Annotated in this window: 18 protein-coding genes and 1 pseudogene; 9 read left to right on the top strand and 10 right to left on the bottom strand. The window is 44.2% G+C overall.

Features of this window, described 5'->3' with window-relative positions:
* Positions 1–6: 6 nt before the first annotated feature.
* Positions 7–522, top strand: coding sequence for a shikimate kinase (locus tag FK220_RS00095; protein ID WP_152572255.1), 516 nt, complete (start codon positions 7–9; stop codon positions 520–522).
* On the opposite strand, the gene FK220_RS00090 is transcribed toward FK220_RS00095, so the two are convergent.
* On the bottom strand, positions 514–1,011 hold the full coding sequence (locus FK220_RS00090) for a phosphoribosyltransferase domain-containing protein (RefSeq protein WP_152572254.1): 498 nt from the start codon (positions 1,009–1,011) through the stop codon (positions 514–516). The genes FK220_RS00095 and FK220_RS00090 overlap by 9 nt on opposite strands.
* A gap of 160 nt (positions 1,012–1,171) precedes the next feature.
* Positions 1,172–1,574: pseudogene (locus FK220_RS00085) on the bottom strand (RNA-binding S4 domain-containing protein).
* An 86-nt stretch (positions 1,575–1,660) separates the two neighbouring features.
* Between FK220_RS00085 and FK220_RS00080 the strand changes: the two are divergent.
* Positions 1,661–2,620 (top strand): FKBP-type peptidyl-prolyl cis-trans isomerase, encoded by a 960-nt coding sequence (locus FK220_RS00080; RefSeq protein WP_152572253.1) that lies wholly within the window; start codon positions 1,661–1,663, stop codon positions 2,618–2,620.
* A gap of 102 nt (positions 2,621–2,722) precedes the next feature.
* Here the strand turns inward: FK220_RS00080 and FK220_RS00075 are convergent, their stop codons facing one another.
* From FK220_RS00075 to FK220_RS00065, 3 genes are all read right to left on the bottom strand, one after another.
* Positions 2,723–3,343, bottom strand: a complete 621-nt coding sequence (locus FK220_RS00075; protein ID WP_152572252.1) for a porin family protein — start codon at positions 3,341–3,343, stop codon at positions 2,723–2,725.
* 48 nt (positions 3,344–3,391) lie between these two features.
* The gene (locus FK220_RS00070) at positions 3,392–4,345 is read right to left on the bottom strand and encodes a transketolase family protein (RefSeq protein ID WP_152572251.1); all 954 of its coding nucleotides are present in this window, start codon (positions 4,343–4,345) and stop codon (positions 3,392–3,394) included.
* A gap of 80 nt (positions 4,346–4,425) precedes the next feature.
* Complete coding sequence (locus tag FK220_RS00065) at positions 4,426–5,271, bottom strand: transketolase (RefSeq protein ID WP_152572250.1); 846 nt, start codon at positions 5,269–5,271, stop codon at positions 4,426–4,428.
* Between the two features lie 227 nt (positions 5,272–5,498).
* Here FK220_RS00065 and tgt point away from each other — a divergent pair, with 227 nt between their 5' ends.
* The 6 genes from tgt (at position 5,499) to FK220_RS00035 (ending at position 12,799) form a co-directional block, all read left to right on the top strand.
* On the top strand, positions 5,499–6,629 hold the full coding sequence (gene tgt, locus FK220_RS00060; RefSeq protein ID WP_152572249.1) for a tRNA guanosine(34) transglycosylase Tgt: 1,131 nt from the start codon (positions 5,499–5,501) through the stop codon (positions 6,627–6,629).
* Positions 6,630–6,631: 2 nt separating this feature from the next.
* Positions 6,632–7,711: an LptF/LptG family permease gene (locus FK220_RS00055; protein ID WP_152572248.1), complete on the top strand. Its 1,080-nt coding sequence runs from the start codon at positions 6,632–6,634 to the stop codon at positions 7,709–7,711.
* On the top strand, positions 7,698–8,582 hold the full coding sequence (locus FK220_RS00050) for a DMT family transporter (protein ID WP_152572247.1): 885 nt from the start codon (positions 7,698–7,700) through the stop codon (positions 8,580–8,582). The genes FK220_RS00055 and FK220_RS00050 overlap by 14 nt, the downstream gene beginning before the upstream one ends.
* Positions 8,583–8,650: 68 nt before the next feature.
* A complete protein-coding gene (locus FK220_RS00045; protein WP_152572246.1) occupies positions 8,651–9,604 on the top strand; it encodes an acetyl-CoA carboxylase carboxyltransferase subunit alpha in 954 nt (317 codons plus the stop codon).
* A gap of 167 nt (positions 9,605–9,771) precedes the next feature.
* Positions 9,772–11,322: a replicative DNA helicase gene (dnaB, locus tag FK220_RS00040; protein WP_152572245.1), complete on the top strand. Its 1,551-nt coding sequence runs from the start codon at positions 9,772–9,774 to the stop codon at positions 11,320–11,322.
* 214 nt (positions 11,323–11,536) lie between these two features.
* Positions 11,537–12,799 carry an asparagine synthetase B gene (locus FK220_RS00035; protein WP_152573603.1) on the top strand — a complete coding sequence of 421 codons (1,263 nt, stop codon included), beginning with the start codon at positions 11,537–11,539 and terminating at the stop codon, positions 12,797–12,799.
* Here FK220_RS00035 and FK220_RS00030 read toward each other — a convergent pair.
* Complete coding sequence (locus tag FK220_RS00030; RefSeq protein WP_152572244.1) at positions 12,796–13,593, bottom strand: HAD family hydrolase; 798 nt, start codon at positions 13,591–13,593, stop codon at positions 12,796–12,798. The genes FK220_RS00035 and FK220_RS00030 overlap by 4 nt on opposite strands.
* Before the next feature lie 97 nt (positions 13,594–13,690).
* On the opposite strand from FK220_RS00030, the gene FK220_RS00025 reads away from it, so the two are divergent.
* The gene (locus FK220_RS00025) at positions 13,691–14,113 is read left to right on the top strand and encodes a secondary thiamine-phosphate synthase enzyme YjbQ (protein WP_152572243.1); all 423 of its coding nucleotides are present in this window, start codon (positions 13,691–13,693) and stop codon (positions 14,111–14,113) included.
* A gap of 52 nt (positions 14,114–14,165) precedes the next feature.
* On the opposite strand, the gene rplT is transcribed toward FK220_RS00025, so the two are convergent.
* The 4 genes from rplT to thrS form a co-directional block, all read right to left on the bottom strand.
* Positions 14,166–14,510, bottom strand: coding sequence for a 50S ribosomal protein L20 (gene rplT, locus FK220_RS00020; RefSeq protein ID WP_152572242.1), 345 nt, complete (start codon positions 14,508–14,510; stop codon positions 14,166–14,168).
* Positions 14,511–14,630: 120 nt separating this feature from the next.
* Positions 14,631–14,828 (bottom strand): 50S ribosomal protein L35, encoded by a 198-nt coding sequence (rpmI, locus tag FK220_RS00015; protein WP_152572241.1) that lies wholly within the window; start codon positions 14,826–14,828, stop codon positions 14,631–14,633.
* Between the two features lie 153 nt (positions 14,829–14,981).
* Positions 14,982–15,536, bottom strand: coding sequence for a translation initiation factor IF-3 (gene infC, locus FK220_RS00010; protein WP_152572240.1), 555 nt, complete (start codon positions 15,534–15,536; stop codon positions 14,982–14,984).
* Positions 15,537–15,570: 34 nt separating this feature from the next.
* Positions 15,571–17,508, bottom strand: coding sequence for a threonine--tRNA ligase (gene thrS / locus FK220_RS00005; protein ID WP_152572239.1), 1,938 nt, complete (start codon positions 17,506–17,508; stop codon positions 15,571–15,573).
* Positions 17,509–18,176 lie beyond the last annotated feature (668 nt).

Here is an 18,176-nt window from a genome sequence, read left to right as displayed (position 1 = left end):
AAGCTCGTGAAAATCATTTTGTTAGGGTATATGGGGAGTGGTAAATCCACGGTTGGCAAACTACTCGCGAAACAAATGGGATTGGAATTCATCGATTTGGATGACTTTATAGAGGAGGAAGAGGAGCAGAAAATAGCGACCATTTTCAAAGTGAAGGGCGAAATCTATTTTCGGAACAAAGAATCCGAATATCTGAAGAAAATAATTCAGCAAAAGAAAGATCTCGTGATCGCTACCGGGGGAGGAACACCTTGTTACGGTGACAATCTAGAAACGCTTCTCAAGACTACCGACCACATTTTTTATTTAAAAGTATCCCTAAATGGTTTGGTAGAACGCCTGGGCAAGGAAAAAATGCAACGTCCCTTAATCAAAGACATCCCGAATGGGGAACTACCCGAATTTATAGGGAAACATCTGTTCGAAAGGAGCTTTTTTTATAATCGTGCCACCCATATTATATCCAGCGATGGTAAAACAGCCGAGGAAATTGCTATGGAAATCGGAAAATTCTTAGTTTAGAAAGACGCGGTCGTTCTTCGTCTCAAATGTAACATGTACGTGTTCGTGCAACGAGGTAGACAAGGAAATTCCCTTATAATCGGCCTTCACAGGATATTTCTTGTGGTTTCGGTTAACCAAGACCGCAGTCTTTAATTGTTTCAAGGGAGTTTTTAAAAAATGGTGCACTCCATAGATCAGGGTAGTACCGGAATTTAATACGTCATCTACCAGTACAATCGATTTATCCCTGTACGCTGCCTCTTTCATTGAAGTAGTTACGCCGCTGCCCAATGGATCGCTTTTATCCATATACACCGTGCAGAGTAGGATGTCAGCTTCGGTAATTTTTCGCAATACGGATTGTATTTTCTTGGCAAAATTTAATCCCCCGCCTTCGATTCCGGCAATAACGATTTCCTTTTCCTCGACATTGGCCTCGTAGATCTGATAGGCGATACGTCGAATGGTGTGCTGTATTTGTTGATGTGTCAGAATAGGGTTGTCCATGACGTCCTGCGTTTTCTCGATGACCGGGATTTAAATGCTCCGAGGCTTACATCGCTATTTATAAGTCGCTTCCTCACAAATACCTCGCGGGTTTTCCCGGGGTTGTTTGTAAATCAAAGATAACGAAGCTTTTGATAAGTTCGGCGTTTGCCCCGATAGACTATTCTTCCTCATGGGAATCATTTTCAAGGAAATCAGCATGGGTATCGATATAGCCTTCAATTTCGCGTCGATCTTTTTTAGTAGGCCTACCCAACCCTTTTTTACGGTAATAGTCTTTTGACAATTTGAGCAGTTCGTTTTTCTCGAAGGCTTCCTTGTGCGTAGTATCCTTGCGATATATCGACCAACTTAGCCCCAACGCGACTAGGTGGGATATCCAATACCGTGAGTTGATAGTTAATTTGATTTTTGCGTACGATTATTTTATCCATGGGGTATACCTCCCGTGACGGTTTTACAACAAGGTCATTTACCTTGACCTGTCCCTTTTTACAGGCGGTGGAGGCTATGTTTCTGGTCTTGAAGTACCGAGTGCTCCAGAGGTATTTGTCTATACGCATCTACTATCCAAATTCTTTGTTAAGACGCTCACAAAAATAACTGAAAATTGTATCTTGCGGCCCTAAAAGCAGCTAATATCGTACAGATGGGCAGAAGATTTATTTTTTTCTTTATTTGGATTACGGCCTTGATTTGGTCATGTGGGGATGACGATAATGGCGGTCCGGAGCTAATTGTGGTTCCACCTCGGACGCTAAGCGAAGTTTTTGCGGAAGATAATGCGGCTATTGTAGCATTTTTACAGACCCATTTTTACAATTATGAGGAATTCGAAAATCCACCGGAAGGTTTTGATTATCGAATTCGCATCGATACCATTGCCGGGGACAATGCCGATAAGACCTCGATATTCGATATGCAAGATCCCCAATTACAAACTCAGACCATTACTGTGAGGTCCGAAGACTTTGGATTGGATGACAACGAAGAAGTTGAGCATACCCTGTATTATTTGGAGGCGGAGACAGGAGTGGGGGAGAACCCGACTTTTGTGGATTCATTGTATCTACGGTACCAAGGAACGCTTTTAGACGGTACTATATTCGATAGTAATCTAGGAGCTCCTATTTGGCTCGACCTTCAGGGTACCCTCACCCAGTCTAATCCCGGAACGATAAGGGGCTTTAAAAACGGCTTGCCGAAATTTAGACCGGGCGGTATGATCAACGTGAATGAAGACGGTACTTTTGACGTAGAGGGATTTGGTTCTGGAGTCCTATTTATGCCTTCTGGATTGGCTTATTTCCGTGGAACCCAACCAGGAAGCGCCTATGCACCTTTGATTTTTACCGTAGAACTGCTGGTTGCCAATACGGCAGACCATGACCGTGACGGTGTGCCGACCTTCATGGAAGATTTGGACAACGATGAAAACTTGATAAACGATAATACCGATTCCGACGGTTTTCCCAATTATCTGGACAATGACGACGATGGTGATGAAGTGGCAACGAGAGACGAAATAGTTATCAACCCTGATGGTTCCGTTACGTTACCCGACACCGATGGTGACGGCATTCCTGATTATTTAGATAGTGACAGCTAGTGCAGCTTGCTTAGTTGTGAAGACTTGAAGTCATTGAAAAGGAAAAGGCCCTGATATCGAATCAAGGCCTTTTCCTTTTGGTTCCGTGGATATAAATAATTATTAGAGCTTGAGGGAAGCGGAGAAAATAACCTGTGAAGGTCGGGAATCGACCCTTCCGGAAATATCGGTTACATTGTTCCCTACAAATTCCGCCTCATTTTCAGAGAACCCTCGTTCATACCGTACATCGAGACCTAACCTACCTAAATTAACGCCAGCCCCTAAATGCAGACCCACCGTAAAATCATTTTCCGCGTCGTTAATACTAAAGTCCTCCAAATCATTCTCCAACATATACTGAAAAGCGGGTCCGGCAAAAACATGTAAGGGTCCAATAACCTTGACACCCACCAAGACAGGTAAATCCAACTTGGAGATGTCATAGTCGTTGGTGCTTCCACTCACATCATAGCTACTGGAAGTTCTGGTATAAATCAACTCTGGCCGAATATACAGGCTGGACAGTTCAAGTTTTCCGAAAACACCGAAGTGATACCCCACTTTTCCATCGGCGCCCTGTACAATATTTTCCGCCCCGTCGCCGACCGAAGCGATCAGGTCGCCATTCTGGTTGTAGTTGAGCCCGGCTTTTATACCGAAACCTGAATCTTTTTGTGCAAATGCGGTAAAGCCAATACATGCGATAGCCGCTGAAAGAAGTACTCTTTTGTTGAATTTCATAATGTGCTCGTTTTAGTACGTTTCGTGGTATCAAAAACGATACCACTGTCATTTTCTCTTCAATACCCTATGAACGGCCTCGTATATGGCTTTATTGTTTAAACCGTATTTCTCCATGAGTTGGGATGGGGTGCCACTTTCACCAAAAGTGTCCTGTGTAGCGACGAATTCCTGGGGCGCAGGATGCCGGGTTGCAAGTACTCTAGCGATACTTTCTCCCAATCCGCCCAGATAGTTATGTTCTTCGGCAGTAACGACACAACCCGTTTTTTTAACAGACTTTAACACGGCAGCATCGTCCAAGGGTTTGATAGTATGAATATTGACCACTTCGGCCGAAATACCTTCACTTTCCAAATTTTCGGCAGCGATCAATGCCTCCCAAACCAAATGTCCGGTAGCGATGATGGTCACGTCGGTACCTTCGTTCAACAATAAGGCTTTGCCGATTTCGAATTTTTGGTCTACCGGGGTGAAATTAGCGACCTTAGGCCGTCCGAAACGCAGATATACCGGTCCCTGGTGTTCTGCGATGGCAATCGTAGCCGCTTTGGTCTGGTTGTAATCACAGGGGTTGATCACTGTCATCCCCGGAAGCATTTTCATTAACCCGATGTCTTCCAAAATTTGATGGGTGGCCCCATCTTCCCCCAGGGTAATTCCAGCATGTGAAGCACAGATTTTTACATTCTTCCCGGAGTAGGCGATCGATTGTCGTATTTGGTCGTAGACCCTTCCAGTAGCGAAATTCGCAAAGGTACTGGCAAACGGTATCTTACCCCCAATGGTGAGTCCCGCGGCGATGCCCATCATATTGGCTTCGGCAATGCCTACCTGAAAAAAACGCTCCGGGTGCTCATCGATAAACGGTTGAATCTTTAGAGATCCCACCAAATCGGCGCAAAGCGCAACGACCTTTGGGTTGGTTCTTCCCAGTTCGGTCATTCCGGCACCATAGCCACTTCGTGTATCGTTTTTTCCTTGATCTACGTATTTTGTCATAAGAATTTTTTTATTTCCACTCTCGACCCAGCTCAGGATAAACTTTGGCGAGAGTCAAACTTACAATGATTTAAAGTCTATTAATAGTCCCCTAGTGTCTCCGCATTCTGTGAGAGTCCCTCGGCCAATTGCTCATCATTTGGGGCTTTCCCGTGCCATGCATGGGTATGCATCATAAAGTCGACACCATGACCCATGATCGTACGCAACAGTACGCAAACAGGCTTACCTTTTCCAGTTCTTGTTTTCGCCTCCTGCATTCCTTTGATGACAGCCTCGAGGTTATTTCCCTCCTCGATTTCGAGTACATCCCATCCAAAAGCTTCAAATTTGGCTTTTAAATCGCCCATTGGCAATACATCCTCGGTGGCTCCATCGATTTGTTGTCCGTTTAGATCCACGGTCGAAATCAAGTTATCGACCTTGTTTCCGGCTGCGTACATGATGGCCTCCCAATTTTGACCTTCCTGCAGCTCACCGTCTCCGTGAAGGCTAAAGATCAAGTGAGGGTCTTTATTTAATTTTTTGGATAAGGCAGCCCCAATAGCTACCGACATTCCTTGGCCGAGCGAACCTGATGCGATACGAACTCCCGGAAGACCTTCATGTGTCGTCGGATGCCCCTGTAGACGGGAATTGATGAGTCGAAAAGTGTTTAATTCGTCAATGGGAAAATATCCCTTTCTTGCCAAGACGCTATAATAAACAGGTGAGATATGGCCGTTGGATAGAAAGAAAAGATCTTCCCCGATTCCATCCATATCGAAACCTTCCTTCAATTCCATGATTTCATGATAAAGGGCAATAAAAAACTCGGTACATCCCAATGACCCTCCAGGATGGCCCGAATTTACCTTATGTACCATCCGCAAGATATCCCGCCGCGTTTGCAGCACTAAATCTTCAAGTTCTTTTGTTGTTGGCATTGCTTATTTTTTGAGATGTTCAAAAGTAGTGGCATTCTTTTGGGTAGGCAAGGAGGAGTTATCATATTTTATCAACGGGAAAAACAGGGGCAAATTCAAAATCAGGTTGGAGTGTCAAATGCTAGCTGGCTGCTATTGCCCGAGTCACGGTCACACAGGCAAATTTATTTTTTTGTTAAGGAACAACTAGGGGCTAGTTGTCTATCTTTGCGACCATAATTTACAATTTGAAATTTAGCTTACACCATATTGATTCCCGTAGCAAGGCACGTGCTGGAACTATGATTACCGATCACGGGGCTATCGAAACCCCGATTTTTATGCCCGTAGGTACGGTGGCTTCCGTAAAAGGGGTGCACCAAAGAGAGTTAAAGGAAGAAATTAATCCCGATATAATCTTGGGCAACACCTATCATTTGTTTCTTCGGCCCAAGATTGATATCCTGAAACAGGCTGGTGGGCTCCACAAATTTATGGGATGGGATAGAAATATTCTAACCGATAGCGGTGGTTATCAAGTCTATTCACTTTCGGCGAATAGAAAAATCAAGGAGGAAGGCGTCAAGTTCAAGTCCCATATCGATGGATCTACGCATTTTTTCACACCCGAAAATGTAATGGAAATACAACGAATTATTGGGGCCGATATCATTATGGCTTTTGACGAATGTACACCATATCCTTGTGACTACGGCTATGCCAAGCGCTCTATGCACATGACCCACCGTTGGTTAGATCGCTGTATGGCGCATTTGGAAAAAACCCCTTTTGAATATGATTATGCCCAAACCTTTTTTCCTATTGTTCAGGGTTCCACTTACACCGATTTACGAAGACAATCTGCAGAATATATTGCAGGGGTAGGCGCCGAGGGCAATGCCATTGGTGGACTTTCGGTAGGGGAACCTGCTGAGGAAATGTATGCTATGACCGAGGTAGTCTGCGATATATTGCCCACAGACAAACCAAGGTATTTGATGGGTGTGGGCACACCGATTAATATTTTGGAAAACATTGCCTTGGGTATTGATATGTTCGATTGCGTAATGCCTACAAGGAATGCACGTAACGGAATGTTATTCACCGCCCATGGAACCATCAATATCAAAAACAAAAAATGGGAAGACGATTTCTCGCCACTGGATGAGATGGGGATGACCTTCGTAGACCAGGAATACTCAAAAGCCTATTTGAGGCATCTGTTCGCCGCCAACGAATATCTGGGAAAACAAATTGCGACCATTCATAACCTCGGATTCTACTTGTGGTTGGTTCGTGAGGCTAGAAAACATATTTTAGCGGGTGACTTTTCGAGTTGGAAGAATCGAATGGTACAACAAATGGACAAACGACTGTAATCGTGACGATTTTAGACAAGTATATCTTAAAGCGATATCTTATTACGTTTGCCGTGATGATCATGCTTTTCGTCCCTATTGGAATCATGGCGAATTTGGCCGAACAGATCGGAAAAATGATCGACAACGAGGCTCCCGTAAACGAAATCTTGATCTATTATGGCAATTTCACGATTTATATTGGTAGTCTCTTGTTCCCTATTTTTCTTTTTCTGTCCATTATATTTTTTACGTCAAAATTGGCCAGCAACACCGAAATCGTTGCCATTTTGAGTTCCGGGGTCTCTTTTGCACGCTTTTTGAGGCCGTATTTGATAGGGGCCTCGATTATTGCGGTGCTGATGTTCCTAATGGCGATGTTTATCGTACCAAAGGCTAGTGCCGGATTCAACGAATTCAAGTATAAATATTTGAAACGGGGAAGGGAAGACCGCGTTACGACCAATATTTTTACCCAATTGAATGAGACCGACTTTATCTATGTGAGCAGTTTCAATCCTGCCCGAAAAAGTGGTAATAATTTTACCTTTGAGCGCTTCAACAAGGATAACCAGCTCGATTTCAAGATTTCTGCCAATATGATTCGATGGATCGAGAAAGATTCTACCTACCGCCTCACTTCGTACCAAAAAAGAAAACTTAGGGGAAACAGGGAGATTATGGAGACCAAGCGAAGGCTAGATACCGTGTTCAATTTTAAAATAGACGATCTTACCCCGGTTTCTTATGTGGCAGAGACCAAGGACTTGTTCGAATTAAACCAATTTATTGAGGACCAGAAGAAAAAAGGAGCTTCCAATATCAACGCCTACAAGCTGGTGAAATACAAACGTTGGGCCCTCCCAGTGAGTGCGTTCATTTTAACGATAATCGCAGTTGCCGTGTCATCTATTAAACGACGGGGTGGAATGGGCGTTAATTTGGCCTTTGGTATCTTTGTCGCCTTCATCTTCATTTTTTTTGACAAGGTGTTCGGAACGCTGGCAGAACAGGCGGGTTTCTCCCCGCTATTGGCCGTAATCATTCCAAACGTTTTTTTTGGTGTCCTGGCGCTTTACCTCCTTCAAAATGCCAAACGCTAAGATAAAAGATTATCTTCATTTACATTTTATCGTCTTCATCTGGGGCTTTACAGCCGTGTTGGGTAAGCTCATTACCATTGCGGCATTACCGTTGGTCTGGTATCGCATGTTGATAGCTACCATCATCATACTCATATTTGTCAAAGCAAGAAGATTTCCCTTCACGCTGTCGGGAAGAAACGGTCGTTGGATGGTTTTGGCGGGAATTGCCATAGCCCTGCATTGGGTTACTTTTTTTATGGCCATAAAGGTGGCTACGGTATCGGTAGCGTTGGCAACGATGTCGACCGGGGCATTTTTTACGGCCGTTTTGGAACCCATTTGGTACGGTCGTAAGGTGATTGCCTATGAAATTATTTTCGGGATGATAGTCATGATAGGCCTAGCAATTATTTTTAGGGTGGAAAGCCAATATGCCTTCGGTATTGGCTTGGCTTTGATCTCGGCCTTTCTTTCCGCAATTTTTTCACTGGTCAATGGACAATTGGTCCGAAGTGAAAAGCCATCGGTAATTTCGTTGTATGAATTGGGCATCGGGGCACTCTTCCTATCGATATATTTGGCGGCAACAGGTGGTTTTACTACCGACCTCTTAAGACTATCGACAAATGATTGGCTGTTTATTTTCATACTGTCATCCATCTGTACTGCCTATGCCTTTATAGCATCGGTCAAGGTCATGCGTCATTTATCGCCCTATACCGTGATGCTGACCGTAAATCTGGAACCTGTTTATGGGATTGTTTTGGCCTTTCTTCTATTGGGAGACGAAGAAAAAATGAGCCCGATGTTCTATCTGGGAGCACTTATTATCCTAGGTACCGTAGTGTTAAACGGTATACTAAAAACCAAAGATGGGTTAAAAAAATGATGATTAGGGAACCGTTCTATAGAATGTTTTATATTTGCCGATACAACGAACTAAACCGATCATGAAGTATGGAATATTTGGATTTTGAACTCCCGATCAAAGAGCTCGAAGAGCAGCTGGACAAGTGTATGGTGATTGGGGAGGAAAGTGATGTTGACGTCAGTGAAACCTGCAAACAGATTGAGAAAAAGCTTAGTGAAACCCGAAAAGAGATTTACAGGAACCTAACCGCCTGGCAACGGGTACAACTCTCTAGACACCCTAATCGACCTTATACCTTGGACTATATCCGCGCGATATGTGGCGATACCTTTTTGGAGATGCACGGTGACAGAAATGTCAAGGACGACAAAGCGATGATCGGTGGTCTTGGAAAGATTGGAGATCAAAGTTACATGTTCATTGGGCAACAAAAAGGATACAATACGAAAACCCGTCAATATCGCAATTTTGGGATGGCGAACCCGGAAGGCTATAGAAAAGCATTGCGTTTAATGAAATCCGCTGAGAAATTCAATATTCCCGTGGTGTGCCTGATCGATACCCCGGGAGCCTATCCCGGCATCGAAGCGGAACAACGTGGTCAAGGCGAGGCCATCGCCAGAAATATCCTGGAAATGACCCGGCTAAAAGTGCCGATCATCGTTGTGATCATTGGGGAAGGTGCTTCGGGAGGCGCGTTGGGCATCGGTGTGGGTGATGTGGTCTTGATGTTGGAAAATACGTGGTATTCGGTAATATCGCCCGAATCGTGTTCCTCTATTCTTTGGAGGAGTTGGGAATTTAAGGAAACCGCTGCCGAAGCACTGAAATTAACATCGACCGATATGAAAAAATTGAAGTTGATAGACGAAATAGTTCGAGAACCGGAAGGAGGCGCACATACCAATCGGGAGAAGACCTTCCAAACGGTCAAAAACAAGATTGCCGCCCATTTTGAACAACTGGAAAAGTTATCACCAAAAGAATTGGTAAATGCCCGGATGGAAAAATATGCCAATATGGGTGTTTTTAACGGATAAACGGCGTTTTTATCAAGCTGAAAAAAAACCGGGAATTTTCATTCCTGGTTTTTTTTCGTTATCAACATAAAACTGTAACTTATCAACAGCCTAATTGTGAATGAACTGTTGATATCGGAATAGGCATATCGATGTTAACTTAAGGTTAATTGTATATTTTCGTTGCCATGGAAAGAACCGACCCCATTATTGCCCGTAAGATCGACAAATCAACGCTGATTGGTTTGGAGCGAGGTAAAATACCTCCGCAAGCCGTTGATTTAGAGGAGGTTGTGCTTGGAGCGATGATGATTGACAAAAAAGGGGTCGATGAAGTAATAGATATCCTACATCCAGATGTTTTCTACAAAGACGCACATCGCTTTATCTATGAGGCGATTTTCAAATTATTTGAAACTTCCGAACCGGTCGATTTATTAACCGTTTCTTCCCAATTGAAGAAAGACGGGCGGTTGGATTCCGTCGGAGGGGATTTTTACCTCATCAAACTCACCCAAAAAGTGGCTTCCTCGGCCCATATTGAGTTTCATGCACGAATTATCCTCCAAAAATATATACAACGCAGCCTCATCAAAATATCCAACGAGATTATTGAGGAAGCCTATGATGATAGTACCGATGTCTTTGATTTGTTGGACGATGCCGAATCCAAATTGTACGACGTTACCCAGGGTAATTTGAAACGTTCTGCGGAAACCGCTCAAAATTTGGTCATACAGGCAAAGAAACGCATCGAGGAAATCGCTAACAAGGAAGGTTTGAGCGGTATACCCTCCGGTTTTGACAAAGTGGATAAATTGACTTCCGGTTGGCAACCCAGTGACCTGATAATTGTGGCAGCTCGGCCCGGTATGGGTAAAACGGCGCTCACACTTTCCATGGCACGGAACATTGCCGTGAATTCCGAAATTCCCGTGGCTTTCTTTTCCTTGGAAATGTCCTCGGTACAGTTGATTACCCGTTTGATTTCCTCCGAGACCGGGCTTTCCTCGGAGAAACTAAGAACCGGAAGACTCGAAAAACATGAATGGGAACAGCTGAACGTAAAGGTAAAAGCGTTGGAGAAAGCTCCGCTGTTTATCGATGACACGCCTTCACTTTCTATTTTTGATCTGCGTGCAAAGGCGAGACGCTTGGCCTCCCAGCACGGCATAAAGTTAATCGTTATCGATTACTTACAGTTGATGACCGCAGGCGGAAGCCAAAAAGGGGGCAATCGGGAGCAAGAGATATCAACGATTTCCAGAAATCTCAAAGCACTGGCAAAAGAACTCAATGTCCCGGTCATCGCCCTTTCCCAGCTATCAAGGGCAGTGGAGACCAGAGGAGGAAGCAAACGACCAATTCTATCGGACCTAAGGGAGTCGGGAGCCATTGAGCAGGACGCCGATATCGTCTCCTTTATCTATCGTCCCGAGTACTACAAAATTGACGAGTGGGACGATGAAGAGCGCACGCCAACCCAAGGACAGGCGGAGTTCATCGTGGCAAAGCACCGTAATGGGGGGCTAGACAATATACGATTGAAGTTTGTGGGTAACCTCGGTAAGTTCGATAATCTTGATGACTTTGATTCACCCTTTGAGTTTCAGTCCAAGATGAACGCGAATGATGAAAATCCGTTTATCACCAAAAACCTTCCCGGTGCCGACGAAGCCTTCGGAAGTTCCATGAACGATCCCCTGGATCCCGAGGAAGACAATGATGTGCCTTTCTAAGCAACCGGACACCTCCAATATCTGGCATTTTCTTGGATTCTTTGCGGTGCGTTTCGTTAACACCTGTATCTATTGGAATAATCCGGTTGACCAGATAAACACTTTGACCGTTAAAATCATGTCAATGTAAGGCTGCGATAATTCACGTTTGACATTTAATCGTAACTTTATCGTAAAAGCCCTGGGTAAAAAGGGGTGCGATTTTGATTCTATGATGAACACACGTCTTTTTTCCTTACTCTTTCTGCTATGCTCTTTTTCAACCTATGCCTCTTCCCTCCTGATTCCGATGGATGCCGAGAGCCAAAAAAATCATTTAAAGGCATACGGAATTACCTATTGGGTGCTTACCAAGCAGCAGAAGGTACAGTGGTTACTCAACTATCGGGGTGGTTCTTTTTTGTTGCCCGACGGGGATAACATCCGAAAGGAATGCCAGATACGGGGGGTGTCGTTCGAGATTTTGTCCGATGACCAGACACAGCGCATCCTGGATGGTATTAGCAGTCCGTCGCTGAACCAGGAAGCCGTTATTTTGGAAAAAGCACCAAAAATTGCGGTATATTCCCCAAAGGGAAACCAACCCTGGGACGATGCCGTGACCATGGTATTGAGTTATGCCGAAATACCCTACGAGACAGTATATGATGAGGAAGTTTTGAACGACAAATTGGTACTTTTCGATTGGCTGCATCTGCACCATGAAGATTTTACCGGACAATACGGAAAGTTCTACGGCGCCTATCGTGCGGCTCCCTGGTATATCGAACAAAAGCAGGCAGCGGAAACCTTGGCTGCGAAATTGGGTTTCGATAAGGTTTCGGAGGAAAAAAGGGCCGTTGCCCTAAAAATCCGCAATTATGTCATAGGGGGTGGGTTTATGTTCGCCATGTGTTCCGCCACCGATAGTTTTGACATTGCCCTAGCAGCGGACGGCGTGGATATTTGTGAACCTATGTTCGATGGGGATCCCTCGGATGCCAATTATCAGGCAAAACTGGATTTCAAGAAAACGTTTGCATTTCAGGATTTTGTTTTGGAAAGAAGTCCTTTGCAATATGAATTTTCATCCATTGACATGACCACCAAGCGCGGCAACGTTCCCAAGGAGTCGGATTACTTTTCCTTAATGGACTTCTCAGCCAAATGGGATCCGGTACCCACTATGCTTTGTCAGAACCATACGGCCCTTGTTAAAGGGTTTATGGGGCAGACCACGGCCTTTCAGAGGAAAACGGTTAAACCGACCGTTATGGTGTTGGGCGAAAATAAAATCAATGGTGAGGCCCGCTATATACACGGCATCAAGGGAAAAGGATTTTTCACTTTTTATGGGGGCCATGATCCGGAGGATTATCAACATAGGGTAGGGGACCCAAAAACGGAATTGGAACTACACCCGACCTCGCCCGGTTACCGACTTATCCTTAATAACGTGCTCTTTCCGGCCGCACAGAAAAAGAAACAGAAGACCTAAGATGCAAGTAGCTTTTTGAGAATAGTCTCTACTCCTAATTCATCATTGCTCAAAGTATGGTAGTTAGCCATCTTTTTAACGTTTGGATGAGCGTTGGCCATGGCAAAACTAAATTCTCCCAGCGCCAGCATTTCCAGGTCATTGTTATAATCCCCAAATACCATGGTCTCTGCAGGCGTTATTTTATGAAGTTCCTGTACCTTTTGCAACGCATACCCCTTATGGGCGTTGGAGCTCGAAATGTCGACCCAGTTTTCACCCGATACCTTGACTTTCAAATCCCCTTCTAAATGCTTTACGTAAGGGTAAATATGTTTTTCTGAGCTTACATGGTGATAGATGGCAATCTTCAAGACCTCTCCTTGGTAGGCTCTTAAATCTGGAAGAACCTCGTATTTTGTATAGTATTCCTCTAATTTTTCGATAAATGTAGCATCGGTATCCATTAAATGGGCGTTGTGCTTTCCACACAGAACCGGATGAACGTTTGGCACTTTCCCAAGTATGTCAAGAATTTCATTCTTGGCGCTATGGGCCAGAGGTGTGGCAAGCAATTCCTGTTCTTCCATTACCACAAAACCTCCATTCTCCGCAATTACGATAATATCATTTTGGATAGGGCGCAATTTGTCGACAATGCTACTGTATTGTCTTCCACTGGCGGCGACAAATAGGATATCGCGCTGTTTCAGCTCGTGAAAAAGTGTAAAAAAACAATCGCTTACTTCATGCTTGGAGTTCAGCAAAGTACCGTCCATATCGGTAACGACCATTTTTATTTTGGAAAAATCCATGCTATGTTGGTTTTGAAGAGGCAAAGATATTTGTTACGGGTAAGATAATCGTTTAGTTTTAACAAGTTTTACCATCGTTCGACTATAACAGCAAATTATGAAGATGTATCAAAAAGAAATTAAGCTCCCATCACATCCAAGGGGCTATCATTTGATAACCGAAAGTATTCTCCGATCGATACCCCAAATAAGGGAAATACAGACGGGAATGCTCCAAGTATTCATCAAACATACTTCCGCCAGTCTTACAATCAATGAAAATGCAGACTCTTCGGTACGCATCGATTTTGAAAGCCATATGAACGTGGTGGTGCCCGAAAACGCTTCGTATTACGTCCATACCTATGAAGGACCCGACGATATGCCCGCCCATATCAAGGCGTCTTTGATGGGGGCTTCCGTTCAAATCCCCATATCCAATGGGAAACTGAACCTTGGCGTTTGGCAGGGTGTTTATCTCTGTGAGCATCGCGACAATGCGTCTGAAAGAAATTTGGTGTTAACGGCCTTCGGGGCATAAAAAAATCCGATTCATTTGAATCGGATTTTTCGGCAAGTGAGATGTTCAAAATTTATTTTACCTTATCGACAACGGCTTTAAAAGCTTCCGGATGGTTCATGGCCAGATCGGCCAAAACCTTTCTGTTCAATTCGATTCCGTTCGCCTTTACCTTACCCATAAATTGGGAGTAAGACATACCATGCATCCTGGCACCCGCGTTGATACGGGTAATCCATAAGGCGCGAAAATTTCTCTTTTTGTTCTTTCGGTCGCGATAGGCATACAACATCGCTTTTTCAACCGCGTTCTTGGCGACCGTCCAAACATTCTTTCGTCTTCCAAAGTAACCTTTGGCTTGCTTCATCACCTTTTTTCTTCTGGCTCTGGAAGCTACTGCATTTACTGATCTTGGCATAATTTTTAATTTTTTGTAGCAGGCGGGCGATAATCGCCACTTGATGGCTCACTCAAACGGTAACGTAGTTTTTCGTGATGTGCCCAACTCCATGGTTAATATTAAACTACCTGAAAGCGATTACTTTAACCGTAATTGCTCTTTGATATTGCTGACATCCGCCTCATGTACCAAGGTGGAATGTGTCAAAGCAAGCTTCCGCTTCTTGGATTTCTTGGTCAAAATATGACTTTTGAAAGCGTGCTTTCGTTTGATTTTGCCGGTACCGGTCAGCTTAAACCGCTTCTTGGCGCTGGACTTTGTTTTTTGTTTAGGCATTTTTTCCTATTTAATATGAATCTCACTTACTTGTTAAAAAATAATCCTTGGACCGGGTCATTTCGGACACAGTCGAAGGATACGCTGAACAAATCCCTTAAAATAGGACCTTGAACAGGATATGATTGGAAGTAACTATAAAGTCACTCTGTTTTATTTTTTGGTCTTCGGTGCAATGAACATCGTCATTCGCTTCCCTTCCAACTTGGGCATCTGTTCTACCTTGCCCCATTCTTCCAATTCCGACGCCAATCGTAACAATAAAATTTCACCTTGGTCTTTATAAACTATCGATCTTCCCTTAAAAAAGACGTAGGCTTTTAATTTAGCACCGTCTTTTAGAAACTTCTCGGCGTGCTTCTTCTTGAACTCGTAATCGTGGTCATCGGTATTCGGACCAAACCTAATCTCCTTCACGACTACTTTGGAGGCCTTCGCCTTCATCAACTTTTCACGTTTCTTCTGTTCGTAAAGAAACTTTTTGTAATCGATAATCTTACATACCGGCGGGTCTGCCTTTGGTGAAATCTCCACCAAATCCAATCCTTCTTCCTCGGCCTTGTCCAATGCAACCCTTATTGGGTAGATGCCCACTTCGACATTATCTCCCACCAGTCGTACTTGGGGCGCTAGAATTTTCTCATTGATTTTATGAGGGTTTTTGTTCTCCCTCCTAGGTTGGGGCCTAAATCTTTTACGTATTGCTATGACTTATACTTTTTTAGTTAAACTTTTAATAATTTTAAAACGACTTTAAGGTACTATTTATTTCGGTATTCACCAAGTTCCTAAAATCATTCAAACTGATTGCGCCCAAATCCTCCCCTCCGTGTTTACGAACGGAAATTGTTTCATTGGCCTCTTCATTCTCCCCGACAATCAACATAAACGGGATTTTGTTCATTTCTGCCTCCCGTATTTTCTTGCCAACGGTTTCGTTTCTATTATCAATGAGGGCGCGAATTTCGTTATTTTCCAAGGAATTTAAAACTTTTTCGGCATATTTTTCATGCTTCTCGCTCACGGAAAGGATAATAGCCTGATCGGGAATCAACCATAAAGGGAAATTACCACCGGTGTGCTCAAGCAAGAGGGCGATAAAACGTTCCATACTGCCGAAGGGTGCACGGTGTATCATTACGGGCCGATGCATTTCATTGTCGCTACCTTTATAAGTAAGGTCGAAACGCTCGGGTAAGTTGTAGTCGACCTGAATGGTTCCCAGTTGCCAGTTCCTTCCCAACGCGTCCCTGACCATAAAATCCAACTTTGGACCATAGAAGGCCGCTTCGCCCGATTCGATAACATAGTCCAGTCCCTTTTCCCTGGCAGCGTTGATGATGGCATTTTCAGCTTTTTCCCAGTTTTCGACCGATCCGATATATTTCTCCGGAGTTTCAAGGTCACGCACCGATACTTGGGCGGTAAAGTTTTCGAATCCAAGGGATCCCAAGACGTAAAGCGATAGGTCGATGACATTTTTAAATTCCTGGTCTAATTGCTCCGGTGTGCAGAAAATATGGGCATCGTCCTGGGTAAAGCCGCGAACCCTTGTCAACCCATGTAGCTCACCACTCTGTTCATATCGATACACTGTGCCGAACTCGGCATATCTTTTTGGAAGTTCCCGATAGCTAAAAGGTCTATGTTTAAATATCTCACAATGATGGGGACAGTTCATCGGTTTCAATAAAAACTCCTCATCCTCCTTCGGGGTGTGAATGGGCTGAAAACTATCGGCGCCATATTTTTCATAGTGTCCCGAAGTCACGTACAATTCCTTTTGTCCGATATGCGGGCTCACCACCATTTCATAGCCGGCTTTCTTTTGTGCCTTTTTGAGAAACTGTTCCAAACGTTCGCGTAAGGCGGCCCCTTTAGGAAGCCATAAAGGCAATCCTTGACCTACTTTTTGCGAAAAGGTGAATAGTTCCAGTTCCCTTCCCAGTTTTCTGTGATCTCTTTTCTTGGCCTCCTCGAGCATTTCGAGATACTCGGTTAGCTCTTTTTGTTTGGGGAAAGAGATGCCATATACCCGGGTTAGCATCTTGTTGTTCTCATCGCCTTGGTAATACGCTCCGGCAACGCTCAATATTTTGACCGCTTTTACGATTCCTGTGTTGGGAATGTGACCACCTCTACAAAGGTCGGTAAAGGTCGAATGGTCACAGAAAGTGATGGTGCCGTCTTCTAAATTTTGAATGAGGTCAACCTTGTATTCGTTTTTACCTTTATAGTATTCCAATGCCTCTGCCTTGCTTACTTCCCGCATCTGAAAGTCGTGCTTGCCACGGGCGATCTCGAGCATTTTATCCTCAATGGCCTTGAAATCCTTGTCCGAAATACTATCCTCTCCTAAATCGACATCGTAATAAAAACCGTTTTCGATGGCTGGCCCGACCCACAGTTTCACTTGGGGATATAACTCTTCCAAAGCCTGTGCCAGAATATGGGCCGAAGAATGCCAAAAAGCGGTCTTGCCCTCCGGATCTCTCCAAGTATAGAGCACCAAGGCGCCATCCTCCTGCAATGGCGTGGTCGACTCTATGATGGTACCGTTAAATTTTGCGGAGATAACATTTCTTGCCAGTCCCTCGCTGATATCCCTCGCGACATCCATCGGTGTACTCCCCTTGGCATGCTCCTTGATCGACCCGTCGGGTAATGTAATTTTGATCATTCGCTTGTTTTGACAATAAGACGGCAAAGATAATACCTAGTATCCACGCCTACAATATATGAGGTAAGGTTTTTAGGCGTTCCCAACTTTTTGAAAAGTTGGTCGGGCTTTTCACTATATCCCTCATCACCTGCCAAAAAAGATGGCTGGTGCTCGGGGATGCCGTTGCAATCCCTAACGCTTTATTAGCCATCGTAGGATCTTCCTTTTGGCACTATGCCGATTTGTTGACCGGGCAGATGGTGAATACTGTATAAGTTTTAAACCTATTCCTTGCCCAAACGAATAATTTAGGTTATTTTTAATGCCCTTTTGAAAATAAGTGTCTGGGGTAATTGGCTTACTTTTAAGCTGTTGAATTAGGAGGGAAAAATTATTTCAAATCTTTTTTCAAATTTTATTTTTAATTCAAAAAACCCTCTTATATTTGCACCCGCTTTGGGGCTATGAGGGGTATGATGAAGGGGATTGCCCGGGCGAGTTTGGTAGTTCATTGACAGATTGTAAAGACAACGGGCCCGGTCCCGCCGCCGATGGGCGGCTTGGACGGGGCCTCAAGAGAATTTGAACCGGGCGAGACGGGGCCGGGACGGGTTTTTCGGAGTGGGCACTTGTACTTATATAAGAATCGACAATGAAGAGTTTGATCCTGGCTCAGGATGAACGCT

The sequence above is a fragment of the Pelagihabitans pacificus genome, assembly GCF_009371985.2.
Taxonomy (GTDB): domain Bacteria; phylum Bacteroidota; class Bacteroidia; order Flavobacteriales; family Flavobacteriaceae; genus Pelagihabitans; species Pelagihabitans pacificus.
This window is presented reverse-complemented; position numbering and strand designations above follow the sequence as displayed.